This is a genomic window from Alteromonas sp. Cnat2-8 (assembly GCF_022348355.1).
Taxonomy (GTDB): Bacteria; Pseudomonadota; Gammaproteobacteria; order Enterobacterales; family Alteromonadaceae; genus Alteromonas; species Alteromonas macleodii.
On the sequence record NZ_JAKREX010000001.1, the window covers coordinates 181,935 to 202,538 of the forward strand.

Consider the following 20,604-nt stretch of genomic DNA (forward strand, 5'->3'; position numbering starts at 1 on the left):
CTTATGCTGTTTTAATTGCGTTGTTACCACTAGTATGATTCAAACCGTACTTTTTATAAAGCTTTGCAGCAGCGGAAACCAAAGATTTCGCTTCTGCAATCTTAATGTCTTCAGGTACTTTTTGACCATCGGTGACATAACTAACCGGTAATTGGTATTCAACCGCTGCACTAAGCACCTCTCCTAAAGAGTAGCACTCATCTAACTTTGTGAAAATACAGCCACTTAGTTCAATATCATCATACGCTTGAATGATTCTCTGCAAAGCAGGATATTGCGTATTTGCTTGCGCTACCAAATATTTTTTAACATTTGGCATTTGTCCGTTATCAAACTGCTTAATTTGTTTAATTAATCGACTATCTCTTTGACTAAATCCAGCCGTATCAATCAATACTAGTCGCTTATGACGAAGTTGGAATAATAAATCCGCAAGTTCTTCACTAGTCTGCGCTTTTCTCACCGTGCAGCCAATAATCTTTCCGTATGTCGCTAGCTGCTCATAGGCGGCAATTCTATACGTATCGATGGTAATCATCGCAACCGACTCTGCACCGTATTTTTGCGCATAGCGGGCAGCAAGTTTCGCAACGGTAGTTGTTTTACCGGTACCTGTTGGTCCTACTAATGCAACAGCACCTTGTGCGCTAAGTATATCGTTTCCTGTCACATTTATGCGATTAGCCAATAGGTTAAGAAGATATACCCATGCATCTCGTTCGTTGTAATGTGACGGCGTATAGCTAATAAGCTGTTTCGCTAACGCGTTGCTTAACCCCATATCGGTTAAACGGGTGATTAGATATTGATGAACAGGTTTTTGACGTTTGTTTTTAGCTTCCATCAAGTCGGCCACTTGATATTGCAATACATCGCGAAGAGACGCTAGCTCTTCCTTGATTTGCGCAAGCTCCGCTGACTGCGTCACAGCGGTATCATCCATACTCGACGCTTGATGCTCTGGGAAAGCGTTCTGACGAACTGGTTCATGAGAAGACTGCTGGGCTTCTACGTCGTCAATAAAGGCTTCTGAGAAGTCTAAGTGCGAAGCAATTTCATTGGCGTGCTTAGCATTTGCTGTCATTGGTTGGTTAGGTTGCGCGGGACTCGCTACGCCATTATTTCCACCGTGCTGCTTTTCTAGCAGTGCTTTAAGGCTATCAGGACCGTCGTCACCAATGATTTCGCTCAAGCTAGGCACTGCCTTTTGGCCAGGTGTTTTTGCAGCTGCTTGTGGAGACGCTTTCGGCGTAAACAACTTCGCTTCAGGTTCTTTGTCGTAGGCTGCGACAAGCTCAATACCGTCAGCGACTTTGCGATTTGACATGATCACAGCGTCACTGCCCAATTCAGCTTTAACTTGGCTTAACGCCTCACGCATATCTTTGCCGAAGAAACGTCTAATTTTCATTGCAACCTCTCCAATCACCCAGTGTCAGATTATTGACCGACCGAACTGACTATTTTTATTTGTTTGTCGTCAGGCACTTCTTGGTAAGACAGAACATGAAGCCCAACAACCGAATATTTTAAGAAGCGAGACAGAACGGGTCGTAGCATGCCTGAGGTAAGGAGTACTGCAGGCTCTCCTTCTAACTCTTGCTGCTGACTGGCTTGCTGCAATGATTTTTGCAGCTTGTCTGCCAGACCTGGTTCTATGCCAGCGCCATCTTCGCCACCTGCTTGAAGTGACTGGTGCAACATCTGTTCCAACTCTGGCGCCAAGGTTATGACAGGTATCTCTTTTGCACCTTGAGTAATTTCTTGGACAATTAAACGTTTAAGGGCAATACGCACTGCAGACACTAAAACATCGGGGTCTTGGCTGCGCGTGCCGTACTCACTGAGTGTTTGAACGATTGTACGCATATCGCGAATAGGCACGCCTTCAAACAATAAGGTTTGCAGTACTTTCACGACGGTGCTTAGCGGAAGAATGTCTGGTACTAATCCTTCAACCAGTTTCGGATGCTGCTTGGCAAGCATATCAAGAAGTTGTTGCGCTTCCTCGTGCCCTAATAATTGATATGCATTGTTAGAGAGTAATTGGCTTAAATGGGTCGCTACAACGGTCGCAGCGTCTACTACTGTGTACCCAAGGGTTTGTGCATGCTCCCGTTTATTGGGCTTAATCCATACTGCGTCCAAGCCGAACGCGGGGTCTTTAGTGGCACGCCCTTCTAATTTACCGAACACTTGCCCTGGATTAATAGCAAGTTCTTCATCGTGACTGATGATGGAATCGCCTATCGTTACGCCTAGCATAGCGATGGTGTAAGTGTTGGGCTCTAAATCCAAGTTATCGCGAATGTGGACAGGCGGAATAAGGAAACCCAGTTCTTGCGATAGTTTCTTACGTACGCCTTTAATGCGCGTCAACAACTCGCCACCTTGGGATTTATCGACAAGAGGAATTAAGCGATAGCCCACTTCCAATCCGATGGTATCTACCTGCTGAACATCATCCCAGCCAAGCTCTTTCACTTCAGGCGCAACCGATTCATCTTTTACCACATTGTCTGGCACTTTGGGCTCTGCGGCCTTTCTCTTTTCTTGGACCGACTGCCAGTAAGCAAAGCCTGCAATCAAGAATGAGAACCCTAAGAATGCGATATGAGGCATCCCAGGAATGATACCCATCACAAATAGAACCCCCGAGGCTATATAGAGGGCTTGATTATTACCAAGCTGACCGCGGATTTCTTTGCCCATTTCCTGGGTCTCGTTTTCACGAGTAACGATAATGGCTGTAGCGACCGAAAGTAACAATGAAGGAATTTGCGCCACCAAACCATCACCGATGGTCAATATGGTGTAGATTTCTATAGCGTTACCGAATGAAAGCCCGTGCTGAATCATGCCAATAAAAAGACCACCGACAATATTAATCAGCATGATGAAAAGGCCTGCGACCGCATCACCCTTTACAAATTTTGACGCACCGTCCATCGACCCGTAAAAATCCGCTTCTGCGGTAATCTCTTCACGGCGTTTACGTGCTTGGTCTTGATCTATATACCCTGCATTTAAATCAGCATCTATGGCCATTTGCTTACCGGGCATAGCATCTAACGTAAAGCGAGCGCTTACTTCTGAAATACGTCCTGCGCCTGCGGTTACAACTTTGAAGTTGATAATAAGAAGAATGGCGAAAACAACAATACCTACGGCGTAGTTACCACCAATCACGACCTCACCGAAGGCTTCGATAACTTTACCTGCTGCATCGCCGCCTTCATGTCCGTAAAGTAAAACAACGCGAGTAGAAGCCACGTTAAGCGCTAGTCTCAAAACGGTAGCGATAAGTAACACCAAGGGGAAAATGCCGAAATCTACTGGACGCTGGGTAAGTACAGCCACCAAGATAATGACTAGCGACAACGCAATATTAAAGCTAAACAGCACGTCCAGTAAGAATGGCGGCATAGGCAATATAACCATGCCCATAATTGCCAAAAGGACGATGGGTGCGCCTAAACCACTGGTAAAATTTTGCAGCTGATTTTTATCGAATCGCTGAAGATAACCGGATAACTGCATGGCTTGGTGTCTCTCTATCAGAAAATTGACGCTTTATGTGAATCTTCTAGTGAGTTTTCAACTAACGTGCCAGCTTTGTGTTTTACGCAAAAGTTATCCAAATCTGAGCTGTAATCATGCGTGATTACTGTCTACAGTGACTTGTATAGAGCGATTAAGATTTTGTATCCGAGGGACATACGAACAGTTTATAATTACGTCACTATTCCTAGGGCCTACTCTTCGTTTTAAAAGGATTATTCATGGTAGTACTACAAAATCGTGTTGCAACGTTTTGTTGGGTCAGCCTTGTCATCATGCTGACTTTTAGTCATGTAGCTCATGCATCTAAACAACCTAACTTACGACAGCGTGTGGAGAATTTGCTAGTTGATTCAGTGGAGATATACGGTTCACAAAATAGTAACCCATCTCGTGTGCACAATAGAGTTTTGGTAAGCGAGGTCTACACTCAACAGGGCTATCAGCTTATATGGTTTGGTACTAGTGATGCTGAAAACCGTCTTCAGGAACTCCTCCATGAAATTGCTGATTCAGAGTTACATGGCTTCTCGCCCGAGTATTACCACGCATCAATGCTCGAAAGTCGCGACGCCAATACGGCACTCTTAGATGTACTAGCAACCGATGCCTTTATCAGTCAAACTCTGCATCGATTAAATGGGCTTGTTAGCCCCGCCAATGCAGATTCGCAGTGGTTCCTTAAGCAAAGAGAAGCGGATCCTGTGGCATCGCTAAATCACGCATTAACTAACGGTGTTTCTGCAACATTGCGGGCCATGTGGCCATCACACCATGAATACCAGTTACTGTTAGAAAAAAAGCGTAGTTTACTCACGGCAGTTTCTACAGTTACCACACAAATTCCAGTTGGCCCAACACTTAAGCTGAACTCAACGAGCGAAAGAGTTGTGTTGCTGAAGTCTCGTCTTTTAGGGCCAGGCACCTATTCAGAGTTATTCGATAAAGATTTACTGGACGCGGTTAAGCAGTTTCAAATGTCTGCGGGCTTAGAGCCAGATGGTATCGTGGGAAGTTCCACTTTAGAAGCATTAAATGCCACCACGTTTTCTTGGTTAGAAAGAATTGATGCAAACTTAGAGCGTTGGCGCTGGCTCCCTCATCAAACTTGGTCAACATATTTACGCGTTAACATTGCTTCGTTTCAGTTGAGAGGATTTACTGAAGGTGAGGAAACATTGGGAATGCCTGTGATTGTCGGTACACCAGTGAGGCAAACGCCCGTTTTCGCTGAATCAATGAAGTATATGGTGTTTAACCCCTACTGGACCGTGCCTTTCAGTATAGCCACTAAAGACAAGCTGGCGAAATTAAAAACCAATCCTTCTTTATTGGTTGAGCAAGGTTACGAAGCCCAGCCCGCCGGTGTCAGCGGCTTCAGCCCTGTCGATGAGTTTGATTGGACAAATGTTAGCCGTGGTACATTTCACTATACACTCAGACAAAAGCCCGGTCCGCACAATGCCCTTGGTAAAGTGAAATTCATGCTTCCAAATAAGCATGCCATTTATCTTCACGACACGCCCGATCACAGCCTTTTTTCGAAATTAGAAAGGAACTTCAGCTCTGGCTGCATCAGAGTCTCTAACCCTTTGAAGCTGTCTCAATGGGTACTCACTCATTCAGGCCAGACAGAGGCAATACCGCAAGCTGAGCAATTACTTCAAAGTGAAGAGACCAGTACACTATATTTGAAGAAACCTATACCTGTTCTTATTGTGTACTTCACAGCGTTTGCAGATGAAGCAGGAACCATTGTATTTCGCCGCGATGCATACAATCGGGACAGCCATATTATTGAGAAATTGAAGGAGTTTAAACGTGCGTAAGTGTTTGTTAGTGCTGATTGCTCTTTTAACTGTAGTGCGCGCCAGTGATGCGTTCTCCTTTGACAATGACATGCTCAACTCTAAGCTTGCTATTAATGGAAATACGGTCCCCTACCCTATTTTCTCTATTTTCGTAATGCCGAATAAAACGTTCACTGTTGAGTTTGACAACAAAAGCCATACTGGGAACTTTCAATTTCACCATGCGAACGGTGAGGCACTAAAGACGAGTTCGAACCTTCCAATAGTTAGCGGGGTTGTGGGGAAAGCGCCAATAATGGCACCTAAGAAATCAGGGCACTATGTACTTAAAACCACCAACGCGCAGTCAGGAGAAACTGCGACGCTCAACGTCTTTGTGATGACATCTTTGGAAAAGGTAGACAAAACAGGTAAGTTAAACGGCTACACAATTGGTAAATATCCTGATAAGCCTTTAAAAAACAATCCCATTTATTTACCCCCATCAGGACTTATTGAAGTATCGCCAGAACAAACGGACGTAAGGTTGTCGCCCAATTTCACCCTAGGTCAATTTCTATCCAAGCAGCAACAAGGATTTCCCAAATATGTACATTTGCGAGCAGGCCTTTTGTTGAAACTGGAAAAAATACTGCACACCTTAAATGACGAAGGGCATGCTGTTGAAGGCTTAACCATAATGAGTGGATATCGCACTCCGTTCTACAACAAAGCTATTGGCAATGTTCAGTACAGCCGTCACGTTTGGGGTGGCGCAGCGGATTTCTATATCGATCAGTCACCGAAAGATGGGGTGATGGATGACCTCAATAAAGACGGTGTGGTAAACCGCGAAGATGCGGTATGGCTAGCCAACTTTATCTCAAATATGTCTAAACAAGGCGCTTTCGGCCCAAGAATCGGTGGGCTTGGTATTTACGGTGCTAATGCGGCGCACGGGCCTTTCGTTCATGTTGATGTGAGAGGAACCTTAGCTCGCTGGTAACGCTGCATTTTACGTAAACGTTAGGCAGTACCGAATGAAACTGCCCACTTTATTTACGCTAAAACTTTTCGATGTTTACTGCGCAATTAACGTCGATATTCTGGTGGTATTGGCAAATCTCGTTTAAGCGGCTTAGGTCGCTTGCCCTTCCCTGCTCTATGCGCTTTCAACTGATAAACGTGCGCTAGCACCTGCGCTACCGCCATAAATAAGGCGTTAGGAATTTCATCGTCCACTTCTGTGGAGTAGAAAATGGCGCGGGCAAGCATGGGAGAAGGGATCAGCGGCACATCGTTGGCGGTAGCAATTTTTCTGATGTGCATCGCCAGCTCATCAGCACCTTTAGCGACCACAACCGGCGCCCTCACTCCCTTCTCATCATACTTGATAGCAACCGAGAAATGGGTCGGGTTAGTCACCACTACGTCTGCTTGTGGCACTTCCTGCATCATGCGCTTGGTTGCAGCCTGATATTGCAGACGGCGAATTCGGCCTTTAACCATAGGGTCGCCTTCCGCATTTTTCCGTTCGTCTTTAACCTCTTGCTTGGTCATCTTCATTTCTTTGTTGTGCTTATACATTTGATAAGGCACATCAATGAGCGCGATAGGGATCATGCCGCACACCAGAATAAGAAACGCCCACTTAAGCATGTCGAGTGCGTGAAAGAAGTTTCCCGGATAAAGCTCCATATCAAGGTGGAGCGCTTCATCTTCAAAGAACAGTAACGCTCCGATGGCCATGCCAATTATGACCACCACTTTCGCTATAGACTTGAGTAACTCAACCAAGCCGTTCATGCCGAACATACGCTTGAAGCCTTGAATAGGGCTCATTTTTGAACCCTTAGGTTTTGCACCTTCCCAGGTAAAGTTAAAACCGCCAAGGGCGATAGAGCCATAAATGCCCGCTATCATTGCCACAACCATGTATAGCAGCACGGCAGGACCTACTGCCGAAAAGGCTTCACCCCATGCGCCAAACATGTGGGTGATATCATAGGTTTCGTCACGAGAGAGAATGAACATTCTCTGAGTAAGTTTAAAAACAGATTCAGCAATCCACCCGCCCACAAACAAGAACATAAAAGCACTGACGATAAGTACTAGGGTCGTAGAGAGTTCACGGGATCGGGCTAGCTGCCCTTTTTTTCGGGCATCTTCGAGTTTTTTCCCCGTGGGGTCTTCTGTTTTTTCGCTTGAATCTGCCATGTTTTCCTACGAACAAATATTCAATAGTTCACACATAAACTGTTCGGCTCTAAACCATTGGGTTTCGAAGTGTGCAGTAAAGTTATCAAGTGTTATCCAAATAATCAGTAATCCCATTACCTGAGCAATGGAAAAACCAATACTAAAAATGTTTAGCTGTGGTGCAGCTTTGGTCATTACGCCAAACGCCAAGTTCACGATAAGCAGCGAGACGATTGGCGCAAGGGAGAGGGTCACTGCCGATATAAACATCCAGCCGGCCCAATGGGCAATATCGCGGAACTGTTCACCGGTCCACCATGCTTCGCCTATGGGAAACGCCTCAAAGCTCATGACTATCATTTGGATCATGGACAAATGCCCATCCAAAGTCCAAAACAACAAAGTCGCCAATATCAGATAAAACTGACCTACCGCTGGCACGTTAATACCATTGACTGGGTCAACAATAGACGCAAAGCCCAAACCGGTTTGCATTGCTATAATTTGACCTGCAAGCACAAAGGTATTGAGCACCATCATTGATATAAAACCAATAGCAATGCCAATAAGTAATTGCTGAATAACGATTAAAAATGTGCCCACATCCACCAAATTTTCTATGGGTGACGGAGGCACTACCGGCATGATAATGAGCGTGAGCATTATACCCAACAAGGCTCTTACCTGCGGTGGAATGGATTTAGCACTCAAGCCAATCATGGCCACGAATAAGCCGCTAATGCGCATAAACGGCAGCAGCATGTCTGCTAGGAATTGATTGATGGTCGCGAGTTCGACTTCCACAGCTTTAGCCTTCTATCCCACAACCTGCGGGATCATATCAACCATTCTGAAAGTAAAGTCCATAAGCTGTTGCACTAGCCAGTTGCCTCCCCAGCTAAGCGCGAGAAGCGTAACAAGTAAACGAGGTAAGAAGCTCATGGTTTGCTCGTTGATACTGGTCGCCGCCTGAAAAACAGCGACAACTAGGCCTACGATCAAGCTTGGAACAATCACCGCAGATACCAACACGATAACCATGAACATGGCTTCTCGCAGTATTTCTACAAAGACTTCTGGTGACATAAGCCCTCCTAGACGCCCATACCGAAGCTGGTCGCCAACGTGCCAAAAATCAAGTTCCAACCATCAACTAACACGAACAACATGAGTTTAAACGGCAAGGATACAATCATAGGTGAAAGCATCATCATCCCCATAGCCATCAATATAGACGCTACTACCAAGTCAATAATAAGAAAGGGAATAAATAGCATAAAACCAATTTGAAACGCGGTTTTAAGTTCACTGGTTACAAATGCGGGAATAAGGATGGTTAGCGGTACTTCATTGGTATCAGCGTATTTTCCTTCGTCTCCGGCTATTCGTACAAACGTTTCTAAGTCTTTTACCCGTGTTTGAGAAAGCATAAACGCACGCATTGGGCCTTTGGCTTGCTCAAGAGCGTCTAAACTGGTGAGCTGCTCGTTAAGGTAAGGCTGTAAAGCTCGCTCGTTCACCTCTTCGAATACCGGCGCCATAATAAACATGGATAAAAACAAACTAACGCCAATGAGTATCTGGTTTGACGGTGATTGTTGTAAGCCAATCGCCTGACGCAAAATAGACAACACCACAATAATACGCGTGAAAGAGGTCATCATCATGATAAACGCAGGAATAAGGCTTAGCGCTGTCATGATAAACAGCGCTTGAAGCGTCATGGTGTAGTCTTGAGAACCATCTTGATTGGTTGTAACCGTGACTGCAGAAATCCCTTGTTGAGCATAGGCGGGCTCAACGAGAAGTAATAAGGGCAGTATTAAAAGTAGCCAGGCAAACTTACGCATCTCTCGACTCTTCCTTTGTTTTATTCTTTTCTATATTCGGGTTGAGCTTTTCCGCCATGGCAGCAACAAGTTTTTGTTTAAACGCATCGGCACCATTTTGTTGCTCGCCTGTGGTTTTGTTCACACCTTTCACAGGCACATCGAGATTCTTATCTAATTTGCTTAAATGAGAGATGTTGTGACTGGTTACACCAATGAGGTGCTGCTCTTCACCTACCTGAATCACCATAATTTTTTCTTTTGTGCCAACAACCATGCTGGCCGCGACTTTAATTTGATTTCCACCCATCGCAGTGACATTAAATCGACGCATCACATAAGCCAGGGCGAAAATGACGCCAACGACGACGAGCAAGGATAGGAAAATTGACAGTACCGACGTGGGATTGGTAATTGACTGGGTCGACTGCGCGACGGCTATCTGGCTAAATAAAAGGGGCAGCATTGCGCAACCCCTTATTTTATAAGAAGTTTTATCTGAGCTTCTTGATTCTCTCAATTTGACTAATAACATCCGTTAATCGAATACCGAATTTGTCGTTGACCACTACTACTTCTCCATGAGCAATCAACGTGCCATTAACTAATACATCTAGTGGCTCACCGGCAACACGATCCAGCTCCACCACAGAACCCTGGTTCAACTGTAGCAGATTTCGGATACTTATTTGACTACGACCGACTTCCATCGAAATAGTCACAGGAATATCTAAAATAGTATCTAGCTTTTTCTTTTCTTCTTGCGTAATCGGCGCGTCGTCAGTTAATTCGTCAAGTTCAGCAACTTGTACGTCTTCGTTATCGCCAGCCTCTTGTTCCGCTTCAGATTCGGCTTGTTCGGCCATTGCCGCTGCCCAATCGTCCATACCGTCTTCACTCATGGGAACTCCCCTCTACCTTACAGGTCTTCTTCGAGTACTTGCAGTTCTGCGTCATTATCAATAATGCGCCCACCGCGGGTTAATAACTGTAGCTCAGACTTCACTGAAGTCGGTCTTGCAATCTTCTCTACAATTTTCAGTGCCAAATTGTCGCGACTGCGACCTAATTTAGCCCTGAATGTGGGTAAATCTTCAATTAATACTGTGATGGTTTCTGGCATCTCCACAGGGATGATATCGCCAGGTTTAAACTCCATCACATCGCGAAGCGGTACATCAACGTCTAGCATATGCGTAGTTAACGCCACCTTAACGTCCATGATTTCATCGCGAAGGGCCTTACTCCAACGTAAGTCTGTATCTTCTTTATCGCTTTGAACACCTGCATCAAGCAATTCGCGAATGGGCTCTAACATTGAGTATGGCAAGGACACGTGGAAGTCGCCACCGCCGCCATCTAGTTCGATATGGAACGAGCTGATGACCACCACCTCGGTCGGGCTCACAATGTTCGCCATCGCAGGGTTTACTTCTGAGTCCAAATATTCAAACGACACATCCATGACCGGTGCCCAGGCTTCTTTATAATCTTCAAAGATTATTTTAAGCAGCATCTGGATAATACGGCGCTCCGTTGGCGTAAACTCCCGGCCTTCAATTTTCGCATGATAGCGACCATCACCACCAAAGAAGTTGTCTACCAGAATAAATACCAAGCGGGCTTCCATGGTGATAAGCCCCGTACCTTTAAGTGGACGGAAACGCACCATGTTCAAACTCGTTGGAACGAATAACGTATGAATATATTCGCCAAACTTGATCATCTGAATACCGTTAATCGATACTTCAGCTGAACGTCGCATCATGTTGAACAAACTCACACGCATGTGACGTGCGAAACGTTCATTAACTATTTCAAGCGTAGGCATACGCCCACGCACTATTCTGTCTTGCGAGGAGAAGTCGTACTCGAGCGTAGAAGCATCAGAGTCGCTGCCGCCGACCTCTTCTTCTTCTACATCATCTACCCCGTGTAATAGGGCATCGATTTCATCTTGAGATAATAAATCACTCACCGTCTTCTACCTTACTTAGTCAATGCATTACTGCATGACAAACCCAGTGAACAATACGCGCTCAACTACATCGCTGCCCGTAATGTCCTTTAATGCTTTTTGTACTTCAGTTACTGCCTGCTCGCGAAGCTCAATTTTACCGGCTTCGGTAACCAGATCGTCTGCGTTTGAAGTACTAAAAGCCTGTAGTAATGTCCCTTCAATTAGCGGTATATGCGTCTTCGCCAGCTCTTCATTGTCAGAACCGCGCACAAGCAACTGCACTTTTATCTGAACCAACCTGTCTCTTCCTGCGCCCGGCACGTTAAAAACAAATGGTCGCGGCATCGCTACGTAAAGCGCAGTGCCCATTTCAGCTTTCCCTGCTGCTGATGCTGGTGCGCTCGCAGCCGCTGCGGCGGCATCAGTCTCTGCAAGCTGTTCGGCTGCTGGCTCATCACCGCCTGCAAACAATAAGAAATAGGCAGCTGCACCGCCTCCTAAAAGAACCACAGCGATAATGATGATCAACATCATTTTGCCTTTCTTTTTACCGCCTTCTTCTACTTGTAATTCTTCTTCAGCCATGTGTAACTCGTCAGTAATGCTCGGAAAAAACGTATTATCAAGGTTCCGTCAAAAATGGCAATGCCATAATTTGAGGAAAACAATATGTGTACGGGTAATTTTTTGCGTCTTCACGCTTCCTAATACCACCTACTGCTCACTCCTTTCATTCAAAACATAGCAGCGTTTACGTATTCTCTCTATGCGACCTATTGGTAATAATTCATACGGGATGTGGTTAAGCGTAAAAGTCTATGCCGCCCTTGTCCGCGCGCGAAATCGACTGCTCAATAACCCGCATGCCATCCGTGTCGTCTACACCGTCATTTTCTCCACGATCCCCAGCTCCCTGACCTTGGTGACTGTTTCCTGCAAGTTGCTGGCCATTTTCTTGACCAGAAGAATTATCTTTCCTAACTTGGGCGTCGCCTAACTCAATACCTTGTTCTGAGAGCATATCCCTTAGCTTAGGCATAGCATCGGCCAACGCATCTTTAGCTTGCTGTGATTGCACAACAAAGCTCACGCTTGCAGCGTCACCCGCCACATTTACTCTCACCTGCATACTGCCAAGCTCGGGAGGATCTAAGCGAATTTCAGCCATGGTATTTCGCGCATTAACCATCCAGCGAATTTTCTCACTAAGCTGCTGCTGGCCGTCGCTCTTATGAATATTGACCGCTTTATCAAAACCTTCAAACTGCTGCTGAGTTTTTGACGCTTCAGCGCGAAGCTGAGAGTTTTCCTGCATAACCGATTCAGTTGGATTGACCAATCCAGCAATAGCGTGTTGAGCACTTGCTTGAGTTTGCGTCATCAAATTTAAGAATTGACTGGCTTGACCGTCTACACGCGCTGTCATTGAAGCAACCACATCAGCACTTACCGCAGCATCTTTTGCGGCATCGGCTACAATAGTTGATAAATCAATGCCAGGCTCTCTACCTTGCTGGACTTGTTGCTGAAACTCGTTAATGCCAGCGATAATGTTAGCCTTCACCGCTTGTTGCTGTGCACCACCAGGCAGAGCCGCGACTACACGCTCTGCAAACGCTTCTGTTGCCTTTTGCGCGCTTTGTGGCGATAGCTCACTTATCGCTGAAAGCAGGTCGCTTGAAATTTCTGTAGCACCAAAAGAATCAACTACCTTGGTTTGCTCACCGCTGTTTTCAACGTTTAACAGCCCCTCAGATGATGCTGATTTAGCGTCGTTTGATGCTGCTGCATTAATCGCCACGCTGCCGGCAACAGCTGTCTCTGAAGTTAACTCGGCCAATAACTCTTGAGCCTCAGCGAGATTGTCATCAAGAGATTTGGCCTGAATATTGTTAAGTTCATCTGCTAGTAGACTTAGTACGAGCGATTCATCGGCCGATTTTTTACCGCTTTCAGATAGCCCATTTAACGTTTCTAACATACCGCTTAATGCATTTGCGGCTTCAGTGTCTGACGCTAGACCTTGTTCGGGATTTTCTGTGTGCTCAGTCTGCATGAGCTTGGCAATTAATGCTGAAAGCTCATTGTCATTTTTTACTTTTTTATCTGAATTAGTATTGATATCGGTTTGCGCATTTGAAGACGCATTGTTCGTTTCACTATCACTTCCACTCTGTTGATTGTTAGCGTTGCCACCAATAAGAAGTGAAGTTAGTGCAGTGAGTGTTTGTTGTGCTTCAGACGACAGGGATTCGATGGCTAATTCACCATCATTGTTACTATTAAGTTGCGACAAAAGATGAGCCATGACCGATGGCATATCGCTCGCATCCACATCCTCCGGAAGCTTCCAAAGTTTTCCGCTTTCTTTTATAGATACGACGTTAACTGCCTCGCCTGCAGCTTCAGAGATACCCTTATCTTCTGTGGTACCTGATTCACCTGAAGATTCATCACTTTTTCCAAAACGATTGGCTACCGTCTCAACGTAGGCAATCCAGTCTGGCTCGCCGTCGTCTTTGCTTGGCTTTCCATCTGGCGTGCCAGGTGAGGTAATAACGCCAGCCTCGGCATCTTTCCTGCCGCCTTCTCCAATGACATACTGGGCGTCGGTCACGTTTTTTTGTTCAACGGCGCCTTCAGCGTCGTCAATAACGAGATTGGTATTTTCACCGTCAGTTGAAGGCTGCGTTGTCGTTGCTGAACCTTGCGCAACCTCGTGTGCACCAAGCGTTGCATTTTCTTCTTGATTTGCATTATGAGAGTCAGCTTCAGACTCAGCTGGAATATCTGTCACTTCGTCACGAACAGGTAAATCCGTATGTCCCGCATCGCGGTCTTTACCATTTTTGATCGTGTCACTGGAGACTGAAGATTGGGGAGCCGCTCTGTCCGAACGGTTTGCTGCTCGAGATTGAGCAACCTGATCTTCTTTTTCGTTTAAAACAAAATCTGACTTGGTCGTTTTCGCGTCTTGATAAAGTCGGTTAAATGCTTGGTTATTTTCATTGTTCGCTTGTTGCTGAGTTCCGATACCCGTTCCAACGGCTTTCGCCGTACCAGAAGCAGAGAATGGTAATGCGGCAATGTCTGTTTTACGTGCGGCAACTTGTTGCATATTGTCCTACCGTCCTACATTTAAATCGTCTTTCACCAAGAAGACGTATCGTGATGCGAATGATTCACTTGGCGTTTTATTACAAAAAACTTGATGCCATTTCATCGCAAACCCACCAACGCTTACTTTAATTACAATCACTTAGCATTACTTAGTCAGCATGTATCGCTATGATTTTTCGCTACGGCCCTTAGTCGCCCTCGCTGAATTTCAAACGCTATACTGTGTGATGAAACTCAAAGAAACGATGATTTACCGTAGTAGCGATTGCAAAGTAATTACGTCGCGCTAGTACATTATGAAATGGTTTTTGCAAGGGTTGAGCCAAAGTGGCAGAGGCTCGACTAATTATCAGAAAGGCGAGCGCTTAGCTCTGAAAAATCGTTGGGTAGCGAACTCATCCATCATGGCCTGCTCAGCTCTGGCTTCTTTTTTCTGCTCTGCCAACTTTTTCTTATCTAGCAACAAGGTAACAGCTTTCACTTTTTGTTGTTGCTTTAGCCAAAGTTGCTTTCGCTGATCCGCCGCCATTTGTGCACGAGCAATCACTTGCATCTGTTGTTCGCATGCTTTATCCAGTTTTCCAACGAAGGATAAATGCTGCTGATAATAGGTGGCGGTAACACCTGCTTGACCGGTTTGTTGAATACCTTTTATGTAGTCAATGCGGTACTGCTCAAGACTGGTTAGCTTTTGCTTTTGCTGATTAACGTTCTGTTGGGCCTGTTTGTAGTATCGGGCTTCTCGCTGCTCTTTTTCGCGCTCGAATTCGGCTAAACGTTCTAGTTGTTTAGACATTATGCGATACCTTTTGAAAAGTTGACGACTTCTGGATCATAGGCAAGCTAACTTGCATTGCAGCACTATACATTAGCCTTGCCCCAGCCCTTTAGCCAGTGCAGCCATGCCTTCTAAGCTCTCGTCATACGGTATGACTTGTTTCATCCCTTGCTGCAATAAAGCGTTGATTGCAGGCTCTGCGCGAATAGCCAGATCAATACGCGGGTCTGAACCTTTCGCATAAGCGCCAATAGAAATGAGGTCTTGGTTTTGTTTGTAGTTTGAATAAACTTGTCGAATACGACGCGCCATCAATTGATGTTCTTCGCTCACGACCATAGGCATTACACGGCTTATTGACGCCTCAATATCAATAGCAGGGTAATGACCGCTATCGGCAAGGGTTCGCGACAACACCACGTGACCATCTAATATAGCGCGAGCGGCGTCGGCAATGGGGTCTTGCAAATCGTCACCTTCGGTTAGCACCGTATAAAAAGCCGTGATAGAGCCTTGGCGCTCGCTACCGTTACCTGCACGCTCAACCAAAGCGGGAAGCCGAGCAAATACCGAAGGTGGATAACCTTTTGTGGCCGGTGGCTCACCCACAGCCAACGCAATCTCGCGCTGCGCCATGGCATAGCGTGTTAAAGAATCAATCAGCAGCAGTACTTTCATGCCTTTATCACGAAAATATTCAGCGATAGTTACCGCCGTCTCACAGCCCTTTAAACGCATAAGCGGTGAAGTATCGGCTGGCGCTGCCACTACAACCGCCCGTTGGCGTTCTTCTTCTGTCAGTATTTCGTGGATAAACTCTTTTACTTCTCGGCCACGCTCACCTACAAGCCCAACCACGACCACATCGGCTTCACAGCCTCGGGTCATCATGCCAAGTAGCACACTTTTACCCACGCCACTTCCTGCAAAAAGCCCCATACGCTGACCAACGCCAACCGTATTTAACGCATTGATGGCACGTACGCCAACATCCATAGGGGTGTTGATTGGACGGCGAATGAGCGGGTTCATAGGAGGACGCGTGGTGGGAGCTCGCGCGTCGGCATTAATTTCACCCAGTCCGTCAAGGGGCTGACCGTTGCCATCGACCACACGACCCAACAGTCCCATACCTACCGGCAAACCGCTTTGCCGGTTTAACGGCATAACGCGACTCCCTGGCACAATACCGCGAACCGCTTCAGTGGGCATCAAATAGGTAATATCATCACCAAAGCCAACTACTTCAGCTTCTATTTCGCCTTCAATGGTTTGCACTAAACATTGACTGCCCACCGGCAGCTGGCAACCTACAGCTTCAAGGGTAAGCCCTATGCCCCGAACTAATTTTCCCGCTGCAACAACGGGTGGCGATGTCACTTGTTTAGTAAGTGATTCAAAATGGGCATGCCAAGGGCTAGTCATTAGATAAACCTTGGTTTAAAAGAAACTTATCGATAACGTCGCGGCATCGACGCTCAATCGACACATCTACGGCATTTTGCACAGTGGTAATGTCACAGCCACCGCGTTCCATTGCTGTTGCTTCAACCAAATTCCAGCCTTTTTTGGTAATTTCCTCTTCACCAAAATGCTCTTTTACCAATTCAATATCTTCAGGATTCATATGAATTTGATAGTCAGCTTGATTAATTGGTAGCGCCTTAATACCTTCGCTTAACGCCTGCATTATAACCTGTTGGTTAGTACTTACCTCTGTTTTAATAACTGCTTTTGCAAGAGTAACGGCGAGTTTTACCAATTGATCTCGGGTTTCATCGTTGGCTTGCGAGAGTGGGTCGTGAAATTTTTCAGCAAGCATTTGCCACACTTCGGCTTGTGCCGTCATTTGCTGGCGGCCTTCTTCAAGCCCTTGTTCAAGTCCTTCGGTGTGACCTTGCTCTTTACCTTCCGCTAAACCTGCTTCAAGGCCTTGCGCTTTTCCTTCTTCAAAACCTTTTTCTTTACCTTCCTGATAACCTTCATCATAAGCAGCCTGACGTATAGCTTCTATTTCTTCAGCGGTAGGCGGCTTAATCTCTTCCTCAACTTCAGGCGGTTCATACTTCCAGTCCGAACGTTTGTTTAACGCGTTGGTCGGCTCGTTTTCTCGGGGTGCAGTGGGGTCATCAACGAAAGGTAGGTCCCATTTTTTAGCTTCATTTACTTCGTTTTCGCTGAAACTTTTTTTGGCAGTCATATATTTACCTAGGCTAAATGAGTGACGGGACTAGCGTTCCTACAGGAACTCTTCGCCACCGCCACCACCAAGCATGATTTCACCAGAGTCAGAAAGTCGACGGGCAACAGAAAGGATCTCTTTCTGCGCTGTTTCCACTTCACTAATACGCACAGGACCGAGCGCTTCCAAATCATCATTAAGCATTTCAGCAGCACGCTTAGACATGTTGCGCATAATTTTGTCTTTGAGCTCTTCGTCAGCACCTTTAATGGCTTTAAGCAGCGCGTCTTGCTGTACTTCGCGCAGTATGGCCTGAATACCCTTGTCGTCTACATCGACTAAATTGTCGAATACAAACATCAGGTCTTGAATTTGCTGGCTCATCTCTTCGTCTTGCTCGCGAATAGCATCCATCAACTGACCTTCTATCGCGGTATCTAGGTAGTTCATAATGTTCGCTGCAGACTTCAAGCCGCCCATTTTGGCTGCTTGTGTACCCGCTTGACCTGCAAACTGTTTCTCCATGATTTCGTTCAGCTCTTGTAGTGCAGCCGGCTGAACTTCCTCTAGATTTGCTATACGCATTAGCAAGTCGAGTCGCACTTTTTCAGGGAACTGCGCCAATATTTCAGCACTTTGTTCAGGCTCTAAATAAGACAATACGATAGTTTGAATCTGCGGGTGCTCATTGCGAATAATGCTGGCTACTTGCTTAGAATCCATCCACTTCAATGAGTCTAGGCCTTTTGCACCGCTTCCCATCAGGATTTGATCAATTAGGTTTGCCGCCTTATCTTCACCTAACGCGGCTGTTAGCGCACGTTTAACAAAGTCTTGGCTTTGGAAGCCAATGGTACTGTAATTCTGAATTTCTTCGATAAAGTGCTTATGAACCGCCGTAATTTTGGTTTGCGTCATATCGTCCACTTTTGCCATTTCAGTACCGAGCTTTTGTACTTGCTTGGGCTCTAAGTGTTTCAATATCTGGGCGGCGTCTTCTTCAGAAAGACTCAGCAGCAAGATGGCCGCTTTTTCTACGCCTTCTAATTTACTGACGTCGTATGACGGCTCGTCAACATTGGCAAGTTCTTCAGCCATAATCTTATCTCACTACTCGTCTTGCATTAACCAGCCCTTCACGACTTGGGCTGATAACTCAGGTTCATTGGCCACAAGGGCACGTACAGCTTTAAGTACATCTTCATCTTTGTGCAGGTCAGGCAGCATGAGTGAACCATCTGGCGCAAAACCTACCTGTCCTTCGTCAAAGTCAGACGTTAACATGCTAATGGTGTCGTCGCCTAAATCTAAGCCCTCGTCTGCATCAAATTCATCGGCGTCGTTCGACTCATCAGGATTAATAAGACGACGTAGCATAGGACGAATCACGAAGATGATAAGCACTATTATAACCAAGCCACCAACAACTAGCTTAAGAATTGGTAGAAATCCGGGCTGCTCCCAAATAGGCGCGTCTTCAATTTCCCCTGCGTCCATCCGAGTAAAGGGCACGCTTACAACTTCTAACGAATCACCACGGGTAACGTCAAAGCCAATGCCGCCCTGTAAAAGCCTACGTATGTTGAGAATCTCTTCTTGTTTACGCGGTGTTGGCGTCATCGCACCGTCTTCACCCGCAACTTGGGTATAGTCCACCGCCACAGATACACTTAATCTGCGAATAACCCCTGTCTGTTTCTTGGTATGACTGATAGTGGTATCAAGTTCGTAGTTGCGTGTTGATTCTTTCGCTGTGCGCCCCGGCATAGTTTGTTGACTGCCGCCCACAGCATTTTCTGGAATATTAGAATCTAACGGAGGCTGATTAGACAGTGCACCAGGAATACCGCCAACACCTCCACCTACGCTGTTTTCTTCCATTATCATTTCACTGCGAACCGCAGGTAAATCAGGGTTGTAGCTACGCTGTGTTTGTTCCATAGCTGTAAAGTCCATGGTAACGTCAGCTTGTGCTGTGTAGTTACCTATGCCCAATACTGGAATCAGTATCGCGTCAATTTTTTCTAAGTACTCTTGCTCACGCTGGCGCTCAATCTCGTATTCTTTTCTGGCACGAGCACTCATAGAATCTTGAGAGCCTGAGTTCAGCAGACGACCATTGCTGTCTGTTACTGTTACCTTAGACGGCTCCATGTTTTGAACTGCAGACGCAACGATATCGACAACAGCATCAACCTCTTCACCTGCAATAACGGCACCGCGCTTAGCCGTTAGCACAACGGTTGCCGACGCTTTCTTCTCTCTTCGCGCAAATACGTTCTCTTTAGGCATAGCTAACAAGACACGGGCTTTTTGAATGCTTGCGATATCTTCGATGGTAGCCGCGATTTGTTGCTCGCGGGCGTGTTTTAAACGTTCCATCTCAACACGCTGGCTCACACCAAACCCCATATCCTGCATAATGATATCGGTACCGGCATCAGAGGCCTTTGTTAGCCCTTGGCGGGTCATGCCTAAACGGATGTTTTGGAATTCGTCACTTCTCACGTAAACAATATTGCCTTCAAGCTTATAGTCGATTTGGTTTGCATCCATATAATCGAGAGTTTCAATAAGCTCTTGGGTTTCCATTTTCGCAAGTGGACGGTAATCAGGTTCTTGCGACCAGATAAGAATAAAAATAGCGATGGCGACGCAGATTACCAAAACAACCACAAGGGCCATTTGGCGCATCATATCTGCGCTACCTAAAGTGTCCATAAAACCAGATTTGTTTTCTGGCTCATTGTCCACTGCTTGATTTTGATCAGGAACCGTAAGGTTTGTACCTGTAGCTTCAGCCATAACCTACTCCACCTACACCGGCATATTCATTATTGTTTTATAGGCTTCAAGTACTTTGTTACGTACTTGAACAGTGGCTTCAAAAGCAATGCCCGCCTTTTCTTTCGTCAGCATAACTTGAGCTAGACTTAAGTTAGGGTCGCCCATTTCAAAACGCTGCTGCGCGTCTTTAGATTCGAGCTGCATGCCGTTTACACCATCTACCGCATTCTTTAGCATGGTCGAGAAATCACTTGCCGAGCTATTAACTTCACTAAGCGGCTGCTGTTGAGGCTCATTAACTTGAAGACGAGTTTGCCCAATCATGTTCTGCATTTCTTGATACAAACTATTGGCTTTAACGTCCATAACCACTCCTAGTGCTTTTTCGAGACCGCCTG

General features: G+C 45.9%; 19 protein-coding genes. 2 read left to right on the forward strand and 17 right to left on the reverse strand.

The window, feature by feature from the left end; genetic code table 11:
* Window position 1: 1 nt before the first annotated feature.
* Together flhF and flhA are read right to left on the reverse strand one after the other, a co-directional pair.
* Window positions 2-1,411, reverse strand: a complete 1,410-nt coding sequence (gene flhF, locus MHN00_RS00810; RefSeq protein WP_061485040.1) for a flagellar biosynthesis protein FlhF — start codon at window positions 1,409-1,411, stop codon at window positions 2-4.
* A 29-nt stretch (window positions 1,412-1,440) separates the two neighbouring features.
* Window positions 1,441-3,540, reverse strand: a complete 2,100-nt coding sequence (gene flhA, locus MHN00_RS00815; protein ID WP_039224872.1) for a flagellar biosynthesis protein FlhA — start codon at window positions 3,538-3,540, stop codon at window positions 1,441-1,443.
* A gap of 242 nt (window positions 3,541-3,782) precedes the next feature.
* Between flhA and MHN00_RS00820 the strand changes: the two genes are divergently transcribed.
* Both MHN00_RS00820 and MHN00_RS00825 read left to right on the forward strand, forming a co-directional pair.
* The gene (locus MHN00_RS00820) at window positions 3,783-5,390 is read left to right on the forward strand and encodes a L,D-transpeptidase family protein (protein ID WP_014975911.1); all 1,608 of its coding nucleotides are present in this window, start codon (window positions 3,783-3,785) and stop codon (window positions 5,388-5,390) included.
* Complete coding sequence (locus MHN00_RS00825; protein WP_061485038.1) at window positions 5,383-6,357, forward strand: D-Ala-D-Ala carboxypeptidase family metallohydrolase; 975 nt, start codon at window positions 5,383-5,385, stop codon at window positions 6,355-6,357. Before MHN00_RS00820 ends, MHN00_RS00825 begins: the two co-directional genes overlap by 8 nt.
* A gap of 86 nt (window positions 6,358-6,443) precedes the next feature.
* Here MHN00_RS00825 and flhB read toward each other — a convergent pair whose 3' ends face one another.
* The 15 genes from flhB to fliE all read right to left on the reverse strand — a co-directional run bounded on the left by flhB (window position 6,444) and on the right by fliE (window position 20,572).
* Complete coding sequence (gene flhB, locus MHN00_RS00830) at window positions 6,444-7,568, reverse strand: flagellar biosynthesis protein FlhB (protein ID WP_069943908.1); 1,125 nt, start codon at window positions 7,566-7,568, stop codon at window positions 6,444-6,446.
* A 6-nt stretch (window positions 7,569-7,574) separates the two neighbouring features.
* A complete protein-coding gene (fliR, locus tag MHN00_RS00835; protein ID WP_014978604.1) occupies window positions 7,575-8,354 on the reverse strand; it encodes a flagellar biosynthetic protein FliR in 780 nt (259 codons plus the stop codon).
* Window positions 8,355-8,366: 12 nt separating this feature from the next.
* Window positions 8,367-8,636, reverse strand: coding sequence for a flagellar biosynthesis protein FliQ (gene fliQ / locus MHN00_RS00840; RefSeq protein WP_012517675.1), 270 nt, complete (start codon window positions 8,634-8,636; stop codon window positions 8,367-8,369).
* Between the two features lie 8 nt (window positions 8,637-8,644).
* On the reverse strand, window positions 8,645-9,400 hold the full coding sequence (gene fliP, locus MHN00_RS00845; protein WP_014948641.1) for a flagellar type III secretion system pore protein FliP: 756 nt from the start codon (window positions 9,398-9,400) through the stop codon (window positions 8,645-8,647).
* Window positions 9,393-9,845, reverse strand: coding sequence for a flagellar biosynthetic protein FliO (gene fliO, locus MHN00_RS00850; RefSeq protein WP_239299888.1), 453 nt, complete (start codon window positions 9,843-9,845; stop codon window positions 9,393-9,395). The genes fliP and fliO overlap by 8 nt, the downstream gene beginning before the upstream one ends.
* Window positions 9,846-9,873: 28 nt before the next feature.
* Window positions 9,874-10,281 (reverse strand): flagellar motor switch protein FliN, encoded by a 408-nt coding sequence (gene fliN / locus MHN00_RS00855; protein ID WP_014948639.1) that lies wholly within the window; start codon window positions 10,279-10,281, stop codon window positions 9,874-9,876.
* Between the two features lie 17 nt (window positions 10,282-10,298).
* Complete coding sequence (gene fliM / locus MHN00_RS00860; RefSeq protein WP_014948638.1) at window positions 10,299-11,357, reverse strand: flagellar motor switch protein FliM; 1,059 nt, start codon at window positions 11,355-11,357, stop codon at window positions 10,299-10,301.
* Window positions 11,358-11,384: 27 nt separating this feature from the next.
* Window positions 11,385-11,924 carry a flagellar basal body-associated protein FliL gene (gene fliL, locus MHN00_RS00865; RefSeq protein WP_014948637.1) on the reverse strand — a complete coding sequence of 180 codons (540 nt, stop codon included), beginning with the start codon at window positions 11,922-11,924 and terminating at the stop codon, window positions 11,385-11,387.
* 217 nt (window positions 11,925-12,141) lie between these two features.
* The gene (locus MHN00_RS00870; protein ID WP_014975906.1) at window positions 12,142-14,457 is read right to left on the reverse strand and encodes a flagellar hook-length control protein FliK; all 2,316 of its coding nucleotides are present in this window, start codon (window positions 14,455-14,457) and stop codon (window positions 12,142-12,144) included.
* Between the two features lie 351 nt (window positions 14,458-14,808).
* Complete coding sequence (fliJ, locus tag MHN00_RS00875) at window positions 14,809-15,255, reverse strand: flagellar export protein FliJ (RefSeq protein WP_014948635.1); 447 nt, start codon at window positions 15,253-15,255, stop codon at window positions 14,809-14,811.
* A gap of 72 nt (window positions 15,256-15,327) precedes the next feature.
* Window positions 15,328-16,662, reverse strand: coding sequence for a flagellar protein export ATPase FliI (gene fliI / locus MHN00_RS00880; RefSeq protein WP_014975905.1), 1,335 nt, complete (start codon window positions 16,660-16,662; stop codon window positions 15,328-15,330).
* On the reverse strand, window positions 16,655-17,437 hold the full coding sequence (fliH, locus tag MHN00_RS00885; protein WP_014975904.1) for a flagellar assembly protein FliH: 783 nt from the start codon (window positions 17,435-17,437) through the stop codon (window positions 16,655-16,657). Before fliH ends, fliI begins: the two co-directional genes overlap by 8 nt.
* A 39-nt stretch (window positions 17,438-17,476) precedes the next feature.
* On the reverse strand, window positions 17,477-18,517 hold the full coding sequence (gene fliG / locus MHN00_RS00890) for a flagellar motor switch protein FliG (protein ID WP_014975903.1): 1,041 nt from the start codon (window positions 18,515-18,517) through the stop codon (window positions 17,477-17,479).
* Between the two features lie 12 nt (window positions 18,518-18,529).
* Complete coding sequence (gene fliF / locus MHN00_RS00895) at window positions 18,530-20,224, reverse strand: flagellar basal-body MS-ring/collar protein FliF (RefSeq protein WP_014948631.1); 1,695 nt, start codon at window positions 20,222-20,224, stop codon at window positions 18,530-18,532.
* A gap of 12 nt (window positions 20,225-20,236) precedes the next feature.
* The gene (gene fliE, locus MHN00_RS00900; RefSeq protein WP_014948630.1) at window positions 20,237-20,572 is read right to left on the reverse strand and encodes a flagellar hook-basal body complex protein FliE; all 336 of its coding nucleotides are present in this window, start codon (window positions 20,570-20,572) and stop codon (window positions 20,237-20,239) included.
* Between the last annotated feature and the right edge of the window lie 32 nt (window positions 20,573-20,604).